Origin of the sequence: Kocuria sp. CCUG 69068 (assembly GCF_020833785.1) — a bacterium.
In the GTDB taxonomy this organism is placed as follows: Bacteria; Actinomycetota; Actinomycetes; order Actinomycetales; family Micrococcaceae; genus Kocuria; species Kocuria rosea.
The window spans coordinates 1-14,627 of record NZ_PDDL01000086.1 but is presented as its reverse complement, the minus strand read 5'-3'; the positions used below and the strand labels follow the sequence as shown (position 1 = coordinate 14,627).

Genomic DNA, 14,627 nt, shown 5'->3' with positions numbered 1-14,627 from the left:
CGGGGCGCACGCCCGCCAGGGCGCCGCCGAAGCGGCCGAAGGGGGTCCGCACGGCGTCGTAGATGTAGGCCTCGGTCATGGTGTTCCTCACTTGCGTCGAAGCACGCCACGAGGCCGAGGTCGTCCACGGGGGCGTACGCGGCGGAGCGGGTGCCGAGGACCACCCGCACCTGCCCGGTGGCCGCGGCCAGGAACGCCCGGTAGCGGGGCGTGGGCCCGTCCTCGGCGTGCAGGCGCACCAGGTGCTCCCCGCCGATCTCGTCCGCGACCGAGCGCTCGAGCCGCGCCAGCGCCTTCTGGTCCGCGACGACGGCGACCGCCCCGCGCCCGGCCCGCCACGCCGCGCCGATCGCGGCGGCCAGGACGTCCGTCCAGTCGTGGGCGGGATGGGCGGGGAGCACCTCGACGACGGCCCGCGGGGAGGCCCCCGCCGCCAGCTCCGCCAGGAACTGCGCACCGCCGGCGTAGTCCGCCAGCGCGGCGTCGTGGGAGGGACCCGGGGCGTGCGGGGACAGCCCGGTCGAGTGGCCGGGCACCTCGGCCAGCCGCTGCTCGACCTCCTTCTCCACGCGGGCGACGCGGGGCGGGACGGCCACCCGGACGACGTCCGCGGCCGTGCCGGCCGAGCGGGCGGCGACGTCCTCGGCCAGCCGCGCGATCTCCGGGGCGAGCACGGGCAGCGGGGACAGCACCCGGCGCAGGGGCTGGATCCGGTGCATGACCTCGGACTCGCCCGTGCGCTCGAGCACGAAGCCCGTCAGCTCCTGCCCGCCGAAGCCGACCTTGACGCGGGCGCCCGGCACCGCCGCCCCGGCCAGCTCGGCCGGCACGAGGTAGTCGAACGGGCGGTCCAGGTGCGGGACGTGGGTGTCCAGTAGCACCCGGGCCACGGGGTCGTGCTCGGCCGGCAGCACCGCGCCCACGCCCTTCGCGTCCTCGCGCGGGGGCCGGGGCGGGAAGCCCGAGAGGAGCGACAGCTGCCGCGGGCCCTCCGCGGCGTCCCCGGCGCCCTCCGGGTCCACGGTCAGACCCCGGCGGCCGACCGCAGGTCCGCGACGCGGTCGGTGCGCTCCCAGGTGAACTCGGGCTCGGAGCGGCCGAAGTGCCCGTGCGCGGCGGTGCGCGCGTAGATGGGGCGCTTGAGATCGAGGTCCTCGATGATGGCCAGCGGCCGCAGGTCGAAGACCTCACGGATGGCGTGCTCGATCCGGGTGGGGGCGACCTTCTCGGTGCCGAAGGTCTCGACGTAGAGCCCGACGGGGGCGGCGCGCCCGATCGCGTACGCGACCTGGACCTCCACGCGGTCGGCGAGGCCGGCCGCCACCACGTTCTTGGCCACCCAGCGCATCGCGTAGGCGGCGGAGCGGTCCACCTTCGAGGGGTCCTTGCCGGAGAAGGCGCCCCCGCCGTGGCGGGCCATGCCGCCGTAGGTGTCCACGATGATCTTGCGGCCGGTCAGACCGGCGTCCCCCACGGGCCCGCCGCGCACGAAGTTGCCGGCCGGGTTGATGATCACCTGGGTGCCGGAGAGGTCCAGCCCGGACTCCTCGAGCACGGGGCTGATCACGCTGCGGCGCAGGTCGGAGGCGAGCTGGTCGAGGTCGTAGCCCTCGACGTGCTGGGCGGAGACCACCACGGTGTCCACGGCCACGGGGCGGTCGCCGTCGTAGCCGAGGGTGACCTGGGTCTTGCCGTCGGGGCGCAGACCCGGCAGCACGGCGGTCTTGCGCACGCGGGTGATCTGCTCGGAGAGGCGGTGGGCGATGTGGATCGGCGCCGGCATCAGCACCTCGGTCTCGTTGGAGGCGTAGCCGAACATGATGCCCTGGTCCCCGGCGCCCTGGGCGTCGCGGGCGTCGCGGGCGGTGCCCTCGCGGACCTCGAGGGACTGGAACACGCCCTCGTAGATCTCCGGGGACTGCTCCCCGACGCTGATGGACACCCCGCAGAACTCGCCGTCGAAGCCGTGCACCGAGGAGTTGTAGCCGATGTCGAGCAGCGTCTTGCGCACCACGTTGGGGATCTCCACGTAGCCGCGGGTCTTCACCTCGCCGGCGACGTGCACCAGCCCAGTGGTCACCATGGTCTCGACCGCCACGGAGGACTCGGGGTCCTGGCGCAGGAGGTCGTCCAGGATGGAGTCGCTGATCTGGTCGCAGATCTTGTCGGGGTGTCCCTCCGTGACGGACTCGGAGGTGAACAGTCTCAGGTGCTGGGTCGTCTCGCTCACGGGAGACCACACTACCGGGCGCCCCGGACGGCGCAGCGCCGCACCGGTCGGCGCCGCCGGCCCGGGCGGGTCAGGCTCCGGCGCGGACGCCGGCCAGTTCCTGCGCGATCCGCGCCACGAGCCCGCGGGCCACGTCCGTCTTGGAGCCCTCGAGCACCTGCTCGGGGGCCCCGGCCGCGCTGAGCACGGTCAGGGTGGTGGTGTCCTGGCCGAAGACGAGGTTCTCGCCCACGTGGTTGACGGCCAGCAGGTCGCAGCCCTTGCGCACGAGCTTCCGGCGCCCGAACGTCAGGGGGTCGGTCTCGGCGTCCCCGGTCTCGGCGGCGAAGCCGACGAGGAGCTGGCGGCGCCGGGCGGTGTTGCGCAGGTCCACGAGCTCCTTGAGGATGTCGGGGTTGCGCACCAGCTCGAGCACGGGGTTGGACCCGTCCTCGGCCTTCTTCAGCTTGGCGTCGGCGATCCGGGCCGGGCGGTAGTCGGCCACCGCGGCGGCCATCACCACGACGTCGGCCCGCGCCGCGGCGCGCACGCAGGCGCGGCGCAGCTGCTCGGCGGTGCCGGCGTGCACGACCTCGACGCCGGCGGGCACCGGCGTCTCGAGGTGGGCGGCCACGAGGGTGACCGCGGCGCCGGCGTCCCGGGCGGCGGCGGCGATCGCCACGCCCTGCTTGCCGGAGGAGCGGTTGCCCAGGAAACGGACGGGGTCCAGCGGCTCGCGGGTGCCGCCCGCGCTCACGAGCACCCGCGTGCCGGCCAGCGGGCCGTCGGGGGCGCCGCCGTCCCCGGCCAGGCGAAGCGCGGCGTCGCGGACGACCTCGGGCTCGGGCAGCCGGCCGGGGCCCGAGTCGGGGCCGGTGAGCCGGCCGTCGGCGGGCTCCAGGACGGTGTGCCCGTGGGCGCGCAGCTGCGCGACGTTGGCCTGCACGGCCGGGTTGAGCCACATCTCGGTGTGCATCGCCGGGGCGAACAGCACCGGGGCGCGCGTGGCGAGCAGCGTGGTGGTCAGCAGGTCGTCGGCGTGCCCGTGGGCGGCACGCGCCAGCAGGTCGGCGGTCGCCGGGGCGACGACGACGAGGTCGGCGGCCTGGCCCTGGTGGACGTGGTTGACCTCGTCCACGCGGTCGAAGACGTCCGTGCTGACCCGCTGGCCCGAGAGCGCCTCCCAGGTGGGGGCGCCGACGAAGCGCAGCGCGGCCTCGGTGGGGACGGGCACCACCGTGTGGCCGCTCTCGGTGAACAGGCGCAGGAGCAGCGCCGCCTTGTACGCGGCGATGCCCCCGCCGATGCCGAGGACGATCCTCACGCCGCCGCGCCCCGTCGTCGGGGTGCCGGCCGGCTCACAGGTCCTGGAGGTCCCCGGGCTCGCGCCCCGGCTCCTCCGGAGCGGCGTCCGCCGCGTCGCCGGCGCCGTCGGAGGCGTTGTCGGCGGCGATGGCCGCGCCGCTGCCGGGCAGGTCGCCCAGCGGCTCGGCGGGGCTGTCGTCGCTCGAGGAGAAGTCCACCGAGGTGCCGCCGGAGAAGGCGGCGTCCGCGGAGAAGTCCACGGCGCTCTCCTCGGTGCCCTGGGCGAAGAAGTCGGCGCCGAAGACGTCGGCGGCGAGGTCGGCCTCCGTGGTGAGCTGGCCGTTCTCGGCGAACCCGGCGTGCTCGACCGGGCGACCCTCGATGAGGCCCTCGTCGATCTCGCGGAAGGCGATCGACAGCGGCTTCTCGTTGAGCTGGGTGTCCACGAGGGGACCGACGTACTCGAAGAGGCCCTCGTGCAGCTGCGAGTAGTAGGCATTGATCTGCCGGGCCCGCCGGGCGCCGAAGATCACGAGTCCGTACTTGGAGTCGGACTTCTTCAGCAGGGCGTCGATCGGCGGGTTGATGATGCCTTCGGTGTGGGTAGACAAGCGATTGCTCCAGACGGGGTGGACGGGTCTCAGGATGCCGGCTCGGGGTCGACCCCCATGAGCTGCACGAGTTCGGCGGCGGCGCGCTCGACCCGGTCGTTGATCACGGTGTGGTCGAACTCCGGCTCTGCCGCGAGCTCCAGTTTAGCGGTTTCCAGCCGGACCCGCTGTTCGGCCGCCGTCTCGGTGCCCCGGCCGACGAGCCGGGCGACCATCTCGTCCCAGCTGGGCGGGGCGAGGAACACGAAGTTGGCCTCCGGCATGGTGTTGCGGATCTGGCGGGCGCCCTGCAGGTCGATCTCGAGCAGGACGCTGAGCCCGCGCTCGAGGGCCCGCTCCACGGTGGAGCGCAGCGTGCCGTAGCGGTGCGAGTTGTGCACCACGGCCCACTCCAGCAGCTGCCCGTCGCGGGCCATGGCGTCGAACTCCTCGTCGGAGACGAAGAAGTAGTGGGTGCCGTCGACCTCCCCGGGGCGGGGGTCCCGGGTGGTCGCGGACACGGACAGCCACACCTGCGGGTAGTGGTCCCGGACGTAGGTCGAGACCGTGCCCTTGCCCACGGCCGTGGGTCCGGCGAGCACGGTCAGGGACGGGCGCGCGGCGCGGGGCGCGTCGAGGCTCACGGGCATCCTCCTGGGACTGGGGTGTTTCCCCCAATCTAGCGGATCGCGCCCGGGGCCTCCGCGCCCCGCCCGGCTCAGCGGTCCAGGTGCTCGATGAGCGCCCTGCGCTGGTGCACGCCGAGCCCGCGCAGCCGCCGGGTGCGGGCGATGCCGATCTCGTCCATGATGGCCGCGGAGCGGACCTTGCCGATGCCGGGGGTGGCCTCGAGCAGGTCCGAGACCTTCAGCCGGCTCACGGCCTCGTCCCGGTCCGCGCGGTCGAGGATCTCGGCGACCGTCATGCGGCGCTCGCGCAGCCCCTTCTTCACGTCGGCGCGCGCCGTCCGTGCCCGGGTCGCCTTCTCCCTCGCGGCGGCTCGCTCCTCGTCGGTCAACGGACGCAGTGCCATGTGGTTCCTCCTCGTCGCCACGGACTGCAGCCCCCGTCCCACGAGAGGACGGACAGCCCGTTTGCTAAAGAAACTACATGAAGAACGATGCTTCGCAAGGCGACACGACCGTGGTGTGACCAGGGGTGTCGTCGCCGGGGAGCCGGCGGGAGGAGGCGCGGGACCACCGCGGGGGCTCAGTCCAGGGCTGCCGCCAGCTCCCCTGCCGAGCGCAGGACCGCCTCCCGCAGCGCCGGCACCTCCGGTCCCCGGCGCAGGATCGCCCGGCTCGAGGCCGCGAGCACCTGCCCGGCCGCGGCGCCGAACACGGCCGGGAGCTCCTCGGCGCGGGCGCCCTGCGCGCCGTAGCCGGGGGCGAGCAGCGGCCCGCGCACCGCCGTCAGGTCGATGCCGAGCTCGGTCAGCGCGCTGCCGACCGTGGCGCCCACCACGAGCCCGCAGGAGCCGAGACCGGCCCGGGCGGCCGGCTCTCCCCCGGAACCGCGGAGCCGGTCGTTCTCGGCGGCCGCCGCGGCGCACACGGAGCCGGCGACGGACTCCCGGCCCCCGACGTGCTGGACGGAGCGACCCTCGGGGTTGGAGGTCAGCGCCAGCACGAACGTGCCGCGGCCGGTGCGGGCCGCCAGGTCGAGGGCCGGGCGCAGCGACTCGAAGCCGAGGTAGGGGCTCAGGGTCACGGCGTCCGCCGCGAGCGGGGACCCCTCCCCCAGCCACGCGGCCGCGTAGGCCTCCATCGTGGAGCCGATGTCCCCGCGCTTGGCGTCGGCGACCGTCAGCAGCTCCGCCGAGCGCGCCTGCGCGAGCAGCTCCTCGAGCACGGCGAAGCCGGCGGCGCCGTAGGGCTCGAACAGCGCCACCTGGGGCTTGATCGCGGCGGCGTGCCCGGCGGCGGCCTCCAGGACCGTGAGCGCGAACCGGCGCAGGCCCTCGGCGGAGCGGGGCAGGCCCCACGCGTCCAGCAGGCCGGGGTGCGGGTCGATGCCCACGCACAGGGGCCCGTGCTCGTCCATCGCGGCGCCCAGCCGCGCGCCGAAGGGCGCCCGGCCGGGCGCCGGGGTCACGGGGCCGGGCGCCGGGGCGGTGTCCTCAGGCACGCACGGCCTCGGGCTCGCCGGCGCGCAGGAGGACCTCCAGGCGCTGCTCGTGCTCCTGCAGGCTCGTCACGTCCCACGAGTAGGAGCGCAGCGCGGTGACGGCCTGCAGGGCGGCGCCCAGCACGGAGACCGTGGTCATCAGGGGCACGCCCACGCTGGTGGCCGCGGCGCGGATCTCGTAGCCGTCGCCGCGGGCGGCACCGCCGGCCGGGGTGTTGAAGATCAGGTCGATCTCCCCGTCGGCGATGAGGTCCACGATGGTCCGCTCCCCGGGGGCCGTCTCGCGGATCTTGCGGACCACGGTGGACTCGATGCCGTTGCGGCGCAGCACGTCCGCGGTGCCGCCGGTGGCGAGGATCTCGAAGCCGAGGTCGCGGAACATCCGCACGTAGGCGATCGAGGAGCGCTTGTCCTTGTTGGCCACGGACACGAACATCCGCCCGGACGTGGGCAGGGACACGTTCGCCGCCGCCTGCGCCTTGGCGAAGGCGGTGTCGAAGTACTTGTCCAGGCCCATGACCTCGCCGGTGGAGCGCATCTCCGGGCCGAGCAGGGAGTCGACCACCGCCCCCTCGGCGGTGCGGAAGCGCGCGAAGGGCAGGACGGCCTCCTTCACGGCCACGGGGGCCGAGGCGGGCAGCGTGGACCCGTCGATCCGCTGCGGCAGGTGGCCCTGGGCCCGCAGCTGGGCGATGGTGGTGCCGGTGCCGATGAGGGCGGCGGCCTTGGCCAGCTGCACGCCCGTGGCCTTGGAGACGAACGGCACGGTGCGGGAGGCCCGCGGGTTGGCCTCGATGACGTAGAGGATGTCGGAGGCCACGGCGAACTGGATGTTGATGAGCCCGCACACGCCCACGCCGCGGGCGATGGCCAGGGTGGCCTCGCGCACGCGCTCGACCACGTCCGGGCCGAGGGTGATGGACGGCAGGGTGCACGCGGAGTCCCCGGAGTGGATGCCGGCCTCCTCGAGGTGCTCCATCACGCCGCCCACGTAGAGGTCCGTCCCGTCGTAGAGGGCGTCCACGTCGATCTCGATGGCGTCCTCGAGGAACTTGTCGATCAGCGCGGGCCGCGAGGCGGAGACCTCGGTGGCGTTCTGCAGGTAGCGGGCCAGGGCCGGCTCGTCGTAGACGATCTCCATGCCGCGGCCGCCGAGCACGTACGAGGGGCGCACGAGCACCGGGTAGCCGATGTCGTCCGCGATCCGCTTGGCGGCCTCGAAGGTGGACGCCGTGCCGTTCTTCGGCTGGCGCAGCCCGGCCTCGGCGAGCACCCGGGCGAACTCCCCGCGGTCCTCGGCGAGGTCGATGGCCTCCGGGGTGGTGCCGAGGATCGGCACGCCCGCGGCCTTGAGCTGGGCGGCGAGCTTGAGCGGGGTCTGCCCGCCCAGCTGCACGAACACCCCGAGCAGCCCGCCGGTGCGCCGCTCCGTCTCGACGACCTCCATGACGTCCTCGAAGGTCAGCGGTTCGAAGTACAGCCGCGTGGAGACGTCGTAGTCGGTGGAGACGGTCTCCGGGTTGCAGTTGACCATCACGGTCTCGTGCCCGGCCTCGCGCAGCACCATGGAGGCGTGCACGCACGAGTAGTCGAACTCGATGCCCTGCCCGATCCGGTTCGGCCCGGAGCCGAGGATCATGATGGAGGGGCGCTCGTGCCGGCCGACCTCGCTCTCCTCGTCGTAGGAGGAGTAGTGGTACGGGGTGAACGCCTCGAACTCCGCCGCGCACGTGTCGACGGTCTTGAACACGGGGCGGATGCCCAGCGCGTGGCGCACGCCGCGGACCACGTCCTCGGCCAGGTGGGCGAGCTCGCCGATCTGGGCGTCGGAGAAGCCGTGCCGCTTGGCCAGGCGCAGGGTGCGCACCGTGAGGTCGGCGTCCTGGCGCACCACGTCCGCGACCTCGTTGAGCAGCACCAGCTGGTCGAGGAACCAGGGGTCGATGCCCGTGGCCTCGTAGAGCCGCTCCACGGACGCGCCGGCCAGCAGGGCCTGCTGGACCTGCTGGATCCGCTCGGTGGTGGGCGTGCGGGTGGCGTCGACGAGCCGCGCCAGGGCGTCGTCGTCGAGCTCGGGGCGCACGAACGAGAAGCTGGAGCCCTTCTGCTCGAGGGAGCGCATGGCCTTCTGCAGCGCCTCGGTGAAGTTGCGCCCGATCGCCATGGCCTCGCCGACCGACTTCATGGTGGTGGTCAGCGTGGGGTCCGCGGCGGGGAACTTCTCGAACGCGAAGCGCGGGATCTTCACGACGACGTAGTCCAGCGTCGGCTCGAAGGACGCGGGGGTCTTGCGGGTGATGTCGTTGGGGATCTCGTCGAGGGTGTAGCCCAGCGACAGCTTCGTGGCGATCTTGGCGATCGGGAAGCCCGTGGCCTTGGAGGCGAGGGCCGAGGAGCGGGAGACGCGCGGGTTCATCTCGATGACGACGACGCGGCCGGTGTCCGGCTCGATCGCGAACTGGATGTTGCACCCACCGGTGTCCACGCCGACCTCGCGGATCACGGCGATCGCGATGTCCCGCAGGTTCTGGTACTCGCGGTCGGTCAGCGTCATGGCCGGGGCCACGGTGATCGAGTCCCCGGTGTGCACGCCCACGGGGTCGAAGTTCTCGATGGAGCACACGACCACGACGTTGTCGTGCTTGTCGCGCATCATCTCCAGCTCGTACTCCTTCCAGCCGAGGATGGACTCCTCGAGGAGCACCTCGGAGGTGGGGCTGTACTGGATGCCGGCGCCGGCGATGCGGTGCAGGTCCTCCTCGTCGTAGGCCAGGCCCGAGCCGAGGCCGCCCATCGTGAAGGACGGGCGGACCACCATGGGGTAGCCCAGCTCCTGGGCGGCGGCCAGGGCCTCGGGCATGGAGTGCACGATGACGGAGCGGGCGGACTCGGCGCCGCAGCGCTCCACCACGCCCTTGAACTTCTCGCGGTCCTCGCCCAGGTTGATGGCCTCGACGTTGGCGCCGATCAGCTCCACCCCGTACTTGTCGAGCACGCCGTTGGCGTCGAGGGCGATCGCCGTGTTGAGCGCCGTCTGCCCGCCCAGGGTGGGCAGCAGGGCGTCGGGCCGCTCCTTGGCGATGATCTTCTCCACCACCTCGGGGGTGATGGGCTCCACGTAGGTCGCGTCGGCGAACTCGGGGTCGGTCATGATGGTCGCCGGGTTGGAGTTCACGAGGATGACCCGCAGGCCCTCCTCCTTGAGCACCCGGAGGGCCTGCGTGCCCGAGTAGTCGAACTCGGCGGCCTGTCCGATGACGATCGGCCCGGAGCCGATGACCAGAACGCTGGTGAGATCTGTCCTGCGCGGCATGTCAGTTCTGCCCTTCTTCCTGTGCGTTCGGGGTGTCCTCGGGGCTCTGGGCGCCCTGGGCGCCGCCGGGGACGGCGTTGTCGACGGTCGGGTCGGCGCGGCCGTCCCGGTGGCTGTCCATCAGCTCGATGAACCGGCCGAAGAGGTAGGAGGCGTCGTGCGGGCCGGCGGCGGCCTCCGGGTGGTACTGCACCGAGAACGCGGGCAGGTCGAGGCAGTTGAGGCCCTCCACCACGTCGTCGTTGAGGCACACGTGGCTGACCTCGACGCGGCCGAACTCGCCCAGGGGCGCCTCGACCGGGCCGTCGAGGGGCGCGTCCACGGCGAAGCCGTGGTTGTGGGCGGTGATCTCCACGCGCCCGGTCCGCCGGTCCAGGACCGGCTGGTTGATCCCGCGGTGGCCGAAGACCAGCTTGTAGGTGCCGAAGCCCAGGGCCCGGCCGAGCAGCTGGTTGCCGAAGCAGATGCCGAAGAACGGGATCCCGGCGCGCAGCACCTCCCGCAGCGTCTCGATCTGCCGCTCGGCGGTGGCGGGGTCGCCGGGGCCGTTGGAGAAGAACACCCCGCGCGGGGCCAGGGCCCGGATCTGCTCGAAGCCGGTGTCGGCGGGCACCACGTGCACCCGCACCCCGCGCTCGGCGAAGCGGTGCGGGGTCATCGACTTGATGCCGAGGTCCACCGCCACCAGCTCGTGCAGGACCTCGCCGGTCCAGCCGTGCTCGGCGGGCTCCACGACGTAGGCCTCGGGGGCGGAGACGGTCTCGGCGAGCCGGCGGCCCTCCATCCGCTCGGCGGCGCCGACCTCGGCGACGAGCTCGGCGTCGGGGCGCAGCGCGGCGTCCCCGGAGAAGATCCCGCCGCGCATCGCGCCGCGGTCCCGCAGGTGGCGGGTGATGGCCCGGGTGTCGACGTCCTGGATGCCGACGACGCCCTGGGCCACCAGCTGCTCGTCGAGGGACCCCTCGGAGCGCCAGTTGGACGGGCGGCGGGCGGCGTCGCGCACGACGTAGCCGGACACCCAGATCCGCCGGGACTCGGCGTCGGCGGCGTTGACGCCGGTGTTGCCGATGTGCGGGGCGGTCTGCACGACGAGCTGGCCGGCGTAGGACGGGTCGGTGATGGTCTCCTGGTAGCCGGTCATGCCGGTGGAGAACACGGCCTCGCCGAGGGCGGTGCCGAGGGCGCCGTAGGCGCGGCCGCGGAAGACGCGGCCGTCCTCCAGCACGAGCACGGCGGGGTCAGTGGTGATCGAGCTCAAGGTCGTCCTCACGTTCGGGTCTGTGGGTCGGGAAGGCGGGGCGGCGGGTGCCGCCGGCGGGTCAGGAGTGCGGTGCCGGGACGATCGCCTCCACGGCGTCGAGGAGGCGCTGCTTGTCCTCGGCCCGCTGGGTGCGGAAGCCGGTGTCCACCACGGTGGAGCCCAGCCGCCAGGTCAGCACGGCGAGCCCGTCCCGCTCCACGAACTTGCCGACCATGCCGGAGCTGGTGCCCACGGCCACGAGGTCGGCGGCGGGGACGAACAGGCCCGGGGCGCCCTGCCGGTCCAGGAGCACGCCGTCGTCGTGGACCAGGGCCGTCGCCCGGGCGCGCACGCCCAGTCCGTGGGCCGCGATCCGCTCGAGCGGGGCGCCGGTCTCCGTGGTGCTCACGTACATGCCCGGGACCACGAGCCGGGGCTCGCGCTCCTCGATCCCCTCGGGCGGCGCGGCCGGCGCCGCGATCCCCGACTGGCGTCGCACGCGCGTGCGCCAGCCCCGGCGGAGCAGGGCGAAGAGCACGGCGAGGACGATGACCGTGACGAGCACGGTGCTGAGCTGGTCCATGGGACGGGGGCCTCCGGGCGGTGGAAGGGGGTCGGCGCGGTCAGGCGGCGGGGGTCGGGGCGGGGGTGTTGAGGGCCCCGTCGAGGACGGTGGGGTGGCCGCGGAAGAAGGTGGCGCGGACCGCGCCGGGCAGCTCCATGCCGCGGTAGGGGCTGTTGCGGCCCTTGGACGCGTGCCGGGCGGGGTCCACCACGGTGGTCGCGGCCGGGTCCCACAGGGTGAGGTGAGCGGGCTCGCCCTCCTCGAGCGGCCGGCCCTGGCCGGCGAGGCGCCCGATCCGGGCGGGGGTCGCCGAGGTGATCCGGGCGACGTCCCGCCAGGTCAGCAGGCCGGTGTCGACGAGGCTGAGCTGGACCACGGACAGCGCGGTCTCGAGCCCGGTCATCCCGTTGGCCGCGCAGGACCACTCGCACTCCTTGTCCTCGGCGGGGTGCGGGGCGTGGTCGGTGCCGATCACGTCGATGGTGCCGTCGGCCACGGCCGCGCGCAGGGCGTGCACGTCCTCGTCCGTGCGCAGCGGCGGGTTGACCTTGAACACCGGGTCGAAGCTGCGGACCCGCTCGTCGGTGAGCAGCAGGTGGTGCGGGGTGGCCTCGGCGGTGACGTCGATGCCGCGTTGCTTGGCCCAGCGGACGATGTCCACGGAGCCCCTGGTCGAGAGGTGGCAGATGTGCACGCGGGAGCCGACGTGCTCGGCGAGCAGCACGTCGCGGGCGATGATCGCCTCCTCCGCGACGGCGGGCCAGCCGGTGAGCCCGAGCTCGGCGGACACGGCGCCCTCGTTCATCTGGGCGCCCTCCGTCAGCCGGGGCTCCTGGGCGTGCTGGGCCACGACGCCGTCGAAGCCCTTGACGTACTCCAGGGCCCGGCGCATGAGCACCGGGTCGTGCACGCACATGCCGTCGTCGGAGAACATCCGCACGCCCGCGCGGGACTCGGCCATCGCCATGATCTCGGACAGCCGCTCGCCCTTCAGACCCACGGTCACGGCGCCCACGGGACGGACCTCGACCCAGCCCGCGGAGCGGCCCAGCTCGTGCACCTGCTCCACCACACCGGCGGTGTCCGCCACGGGATCGGAGTTGGCCATCGCGAAGACCGCGGTGTAGCCGCCGAGCGCGGCCGCCCGGGTGCCGGTCTCGACGGTCTCGGCGTCCTCCCGGCCGGGCTCGCGCAGGTGCGTGTGGATGTCCACGAGCCCGGGCAGGGCCACGAGCCCGGCGGCGTCGAGGATCCGGGCGTCGCCCGCGTCCGCGGCGAGGTCGGGGCCGATGCGCCGGATCACGCCGTCCTCGACGAGGATGTCGGCGGTCTGCTCGCCGAGCAGCTGGGCGCCCTGGATGAGGTACGAGGTCACGAGAGGTCAGCGCTCCTGGGGGTGCGGGGTGGAGGTGGGGTCGAGGTCGTCGCCGGAGAGCAGCAGGTAGAGCACCGACATCCGCACGGAGACGCCGTTGCGCACCTGGTCCAGGACCGTGGAGCGCGGGGAGTCCGCCGCGGCGGAGGAGATCTCCAGCCCGCGGTTCATGGGTCCCGGGTGCATGATCGCCGTGGCGGCCCCGGCGGCGTCGAGGGCGGCGACCCGCTCGGGGGTCAGCCCCCACTCCCGGGCGTACTCCTGGGCGGTCGGGAAGAACGCGGCGTGCATCCGCTCCCGCTGCACGCGCAGCATCATCACCGCGTCCGGGGCGGGGTCCAGGGCCTCGTCGAGGGAGAAGACCACCCGGCAAGGCCAGTCCGCGATGCCGACGGGCAGCAGGGTGGGCGGGGCCACGAACGTGACCCGGGCGCCCAGGGTGGTGAACAGCCACAGGTCGGAGCGGGCCACCCGGGAGTGCAGGACGTCGCCGACGATCACCACGTGCATGCCCTCGAGGTCGAGCCCGCGGGTGCTCTCGCGGCCCTCGGTGCGGGCACGGTGCTGGCGCAGGGTCATGGCGTCGAGCAGGGCCTGCGTGGGGTGCTCGTGGGTGCCGTCGCCGGCGTTGACCACCGCGGCGTCGATCCAGTCGGACTCCGCGAGCTGCTGCGGGGAGCCGGAGGCCGAGTGCCGGATCACCACGGCGTCGGCGCTCATCGCCGCGAGGGTCTGGGCGGTGTCCTTGAGGGACTCCCCCTTCGAGACCGAGGAGCCTTTCGCGGAGAAGTTGAGGACGTCCGCGGACAGGCGCTTGGCGGCCGTCTCGAAGGAGATGCGGGTGCGGGTCGAGTCCTCGAAGAAGAGGTTGACCACGGTGCGGCCCCGCAGCGCGGGGAGCTTCTTGACGGAGCGCTGGCCCACGGCGGCCATCTGGTCCGCGGTGTCCAGGAACGTCAGGGCGGCGTCGTAGGAGAGGTCCTTCGTGGACAGCAGGTGCCTCATGCGCCGGTTCCCGGCACGGTGGTCTCGATGACCACGCAGTCGGCGTTCTCCGCCGCGCGGGGCTCGGGGTCGGTCTCGGCCAGCCGGACCCGCACCTTCTCCTGGGAGGAGGTGGGCAGGTTCTTGCCCACGTGGTCGGCGCGGATGGGCAGCTCCCGGTGGCCGCGGTCGACGAGCACGGCGAGGCGGACCACGCGGGGCCGGCCGACGTCCACGAGGGCGTCGAGGGCGGCGCGCACGGTGCGCCCGGAGTACAGGACGTCGTCGACGAGGACCACGGTGCGCCCGTCGATGCCCTGCACGGGGATGCGGGTCGGCTGGGGGGCGCGGGCGGGGTTCTTGCGCAGGTCGTCGCGGAACATCGTGACGTCGAGCTGGCCGAGGCTCGCGGCGGCGTCGAAGCCGGTGTCGGAGGCGGCGATCTTGGCGGCGATCCGCTGGGCCAGCGGATAGCCGCGGCGCGGGATGCCGAGCAGGACGAGGTCCGAGCTGCCTCTGTTGGCCTCGAGGATCTCGTGGGCGATGCGCGTCAGGGCGCGGTCGATGTCGGCTGCCGAGAGGATGACGCGCGCGGCGGCGGGTCCCGTCGAGGGACCGGCCGCGGAGGTGTCGTCGTTCATGGGTGCCGCCTCCTTCCCCGCCTCACAGGACGGACTTAAAGGTTGCTTGCTCGCCCCAAACTAGCACAGCGGCCCTGACGCCCCGGGCCCGGTGTGACGCCCGCCTCCCCCGGCGACCCCGCCCGGGCTGGGCGCTGTGGTCGGCCCGCTCCCACCGGGCGGCGGTGGCCGCGGCGGAGCCGAGGGCGACGAGCGCGACGCCCAGGACGCCGCCCGGACCGGCGCCGGCGGCGTCCGGGCCGGCCGTCCCGGCGAGGAGGGCGGGCACGGCCCAGGGG

At 73.9% G+C, this 14,627-nt stretch carries 13 protein-coding genes and 1 pseudogene; all 14 read right to left on the bottom strand.

Annotated elements, in window-relative coordinates:
• Nucleotides 1-644: 644 nt before the first annotated feature.
• Nucleotides 645-830 (bottom strand): annotated as a pseudogene (locus CRM73_RS14470) (hypothetical protein); the annotation flags it as partial.
• A gap of 194 nt (nucleotides 831-1,024) precedes the next feature.
• Nucleotides 1,025-2,230, bottom strand: coding sequence for a methionine adenosyltransferase (gene metK / locus CRM73_RS14465; protein WP_229588205.1), 1,206 nt, complete (start codon nucleotides 2,228-2,230; stop codon nucleotides 1,025-1,027).
• A 70-nt stretch (nucleotides 2,231-2,300) separates the two neighbouring features.
• Complete coding sequence (coaBC, locus tag CRM73_RS14460; protein ID WP_017832310.1) at nucleotides 2,301-3,533, bottom strand: bifunctional phosphopantothenoylcysteine decarboxylase/phosphopantothenate--cysteine ligase CoaBC; 1,233 nt, start codon at nucleotides 3,531-3,533, stop codon at nucleotides 2,301-2,303.
• 34 nt (nucleotides 3,534-3,567) lie between these two features.
• A complete protein-coding gene (gene rpoZ / locus CRM73_RS14455; RefSeq protein ID WP_229588203.1) occupies nucleotides 3,568-4,125 on the bottom strand; it encodes a DNA-directed RNA polymerase subunit omega in 558 nt (185 codons plus the stop codon).
• 29 nt (nucleotides 4,126-4,154) lie between these two features.
• Nucleotides 4,155-4,754: a guanylate kinase gene (gene gmk / locus CRM73_RS14450; RefSeq protein ID WP_031282390.1), complete on the bottom strand. Its 600-nt coding sequence runs from the start codon at nucleotides 4,752-4,754 to the stop codon at nucleotides 4,155-4,157.
• Nucleotides 4,755-4,822: 68 nt separating this feature from the next.
• Nucleotides 4,823-5,137, bottom strand: a complete 315-nt coding sequence (mihF, locus tag CRM73_RS14445; protein ID WP_017832307.1) for an integration host factor, actinobacterial type — start codon at nucleotides 5,135-5,137, stop codon at nucleotides 4,823-4,825.
• A gap of 176 nt (nucleotides 5,138-5,313) precedes the next feature.
• A complete protein-coding gene (gene pyrF / locus CRM73_RS14440) occupies nucleotides 5,314-6,231 on the bottom strand; it encodes an orotidine-5'-phosphate decarboxylase (RefSeq protein WP_017832306.1) in 918 nt (305 codons plus the stop codon).
• Nucleotides 6,224-9,544, bottom strand: a complete 3,321-nt coding sequence (gene carB / locus CRM73_RS14435; protein WP_109222643.1) for a carbamoyl-phosphate synthase large subunit — start codon at nucleotides 9,542-9,544, stop codon at nucleotides 6,224-6,226. The genes pyrF and carB overlap by 8 nt, the downstream gene beginning before the upstream one ends.
• Nucleotide 9,545: 1 nt before the next feature.
• A complete protein-coding gene (gene carA / locus CRM73_RS14430; protein ID WP_017832304.1) occupies nucleotides 9,546-10,802 on the bottom strand; it encodes a glutamine-hydrolyzing carbamoyl-phosphate synthase small subunit in 1,257 nt (418 codons plus the stop codon).
• A 61-nt stretch (nucleotides 10,803-10,863) separates the two neighbouring features.
• Nucleotides 10,864-11,367 (bottom strand): hypothetical protein, encoded by a 504-nt coding sequence (locus tag CRM73_RS14425; RefSeq protein WP_017832303.1) that lies wholly within the window; start codon nucleotides 11,365-11,367, stop codon nucleotides 10,864-10,866.
• Between the two features lie 40 nt (nucleotides 11,368-11,407).
• On the bottom strand, nucleotides 11,408-12,724 hold the full coding sequence (locus CRM73_RS14420; RefSeq protein ID WP_017832302.1) for a dihydroorotase: 1,317 nt from the start codon (nucleotides 12,722-12,724) through the stop codon (nucleotides 11,408-11,410).
• 6 nt (nucleotides 12,725-12,730) lie between these two features.
• The gene (locus CRM73_RS14415; RefSeq protein ID WP_017832301.1) at nucleotides 12,731-13,729 is read right to left on the bottom strand and encodes an aspartate carbamoyltransferase catalytic subunit; all 999 of its coding nucleotides are present in this window, start codon (nucleotides 13,727-13,729) and stop codon (nucleotides 12,731-12,733) included.
• On the bottom strand, nucleotides 13,726-14,349 hold the full coding sequence (gene pyrR, locus CRM73_RS14410) for a bifunctional pyr operon transcriptional regulator/uracil phosphoribosyltransferase PyrR (RefSeq protein WP_017832300.1): 624 nt from the start codon (nucleotides 14,347-14,349) through the stop codon (nucleotides 13,726-13,728). Before pyrR ends, CRM73_RS14415 begins: the two co-directional genes overlap by 4 nt.
• 22 nt (nucleotides 14,350-14,371) lie before the next feature.
• A partial coding sequence (locus CRM73_RS14405; RefSeq protein WP_229588201.1) for a hypothetical protein occupies nucleotides 14,372-14,627 on the bottom strand: 256 nt, incomplete at its 5' end.

What these genes read in the sequence shown, in the direction of transcription:
- gmk (WP_031282390.1), bottom strand. Translation starts at nt 4,754, where the DNA reads ATGCCCGTGAGCCTCGACGCGCCCCGCGCCGCGCGCCCGTCCCTGACC.
- mihF (WP_017832307.1), bottom strand. Translation starts at nt 5,137, where the DNA reads ATGGCACTGCGTCCGTTGACCGACGAGGAGCGAGCCGCCGCGAGGGAG.
- carB (WP_109222643.1), bottom strand. Translation starts at nt 9,544, where the DNA reads ATGCCGCGCAGGACAGATCTCACCAGCGTTCTGGTCATCGGCTCCGGG.
- CRM73_RS14425 (WP_017832303.1), bottom strand. Translation starts at nt 11,367, where the DNA reads ATGGACCAGCTCAGCACCGTGCTCGTCACGGTCATCGTCCTCGCCGTG.
- CRM73_RS14415 (WP_017832301.1), bottom strand. Translation starts at nt 13,729, where the DNA reads ATGAGGCACCTGCTGTCCACGAAGGACCTCTCCTACGACGCCGCCCTG.
- pyrR (WP_017832300.1), bottom strand. Translation starts at nt 14,349, where the DNA reads ATGAACGACGACACCTCCGCGGCCGGTCCCTCGACGGGACCCGCCGCC.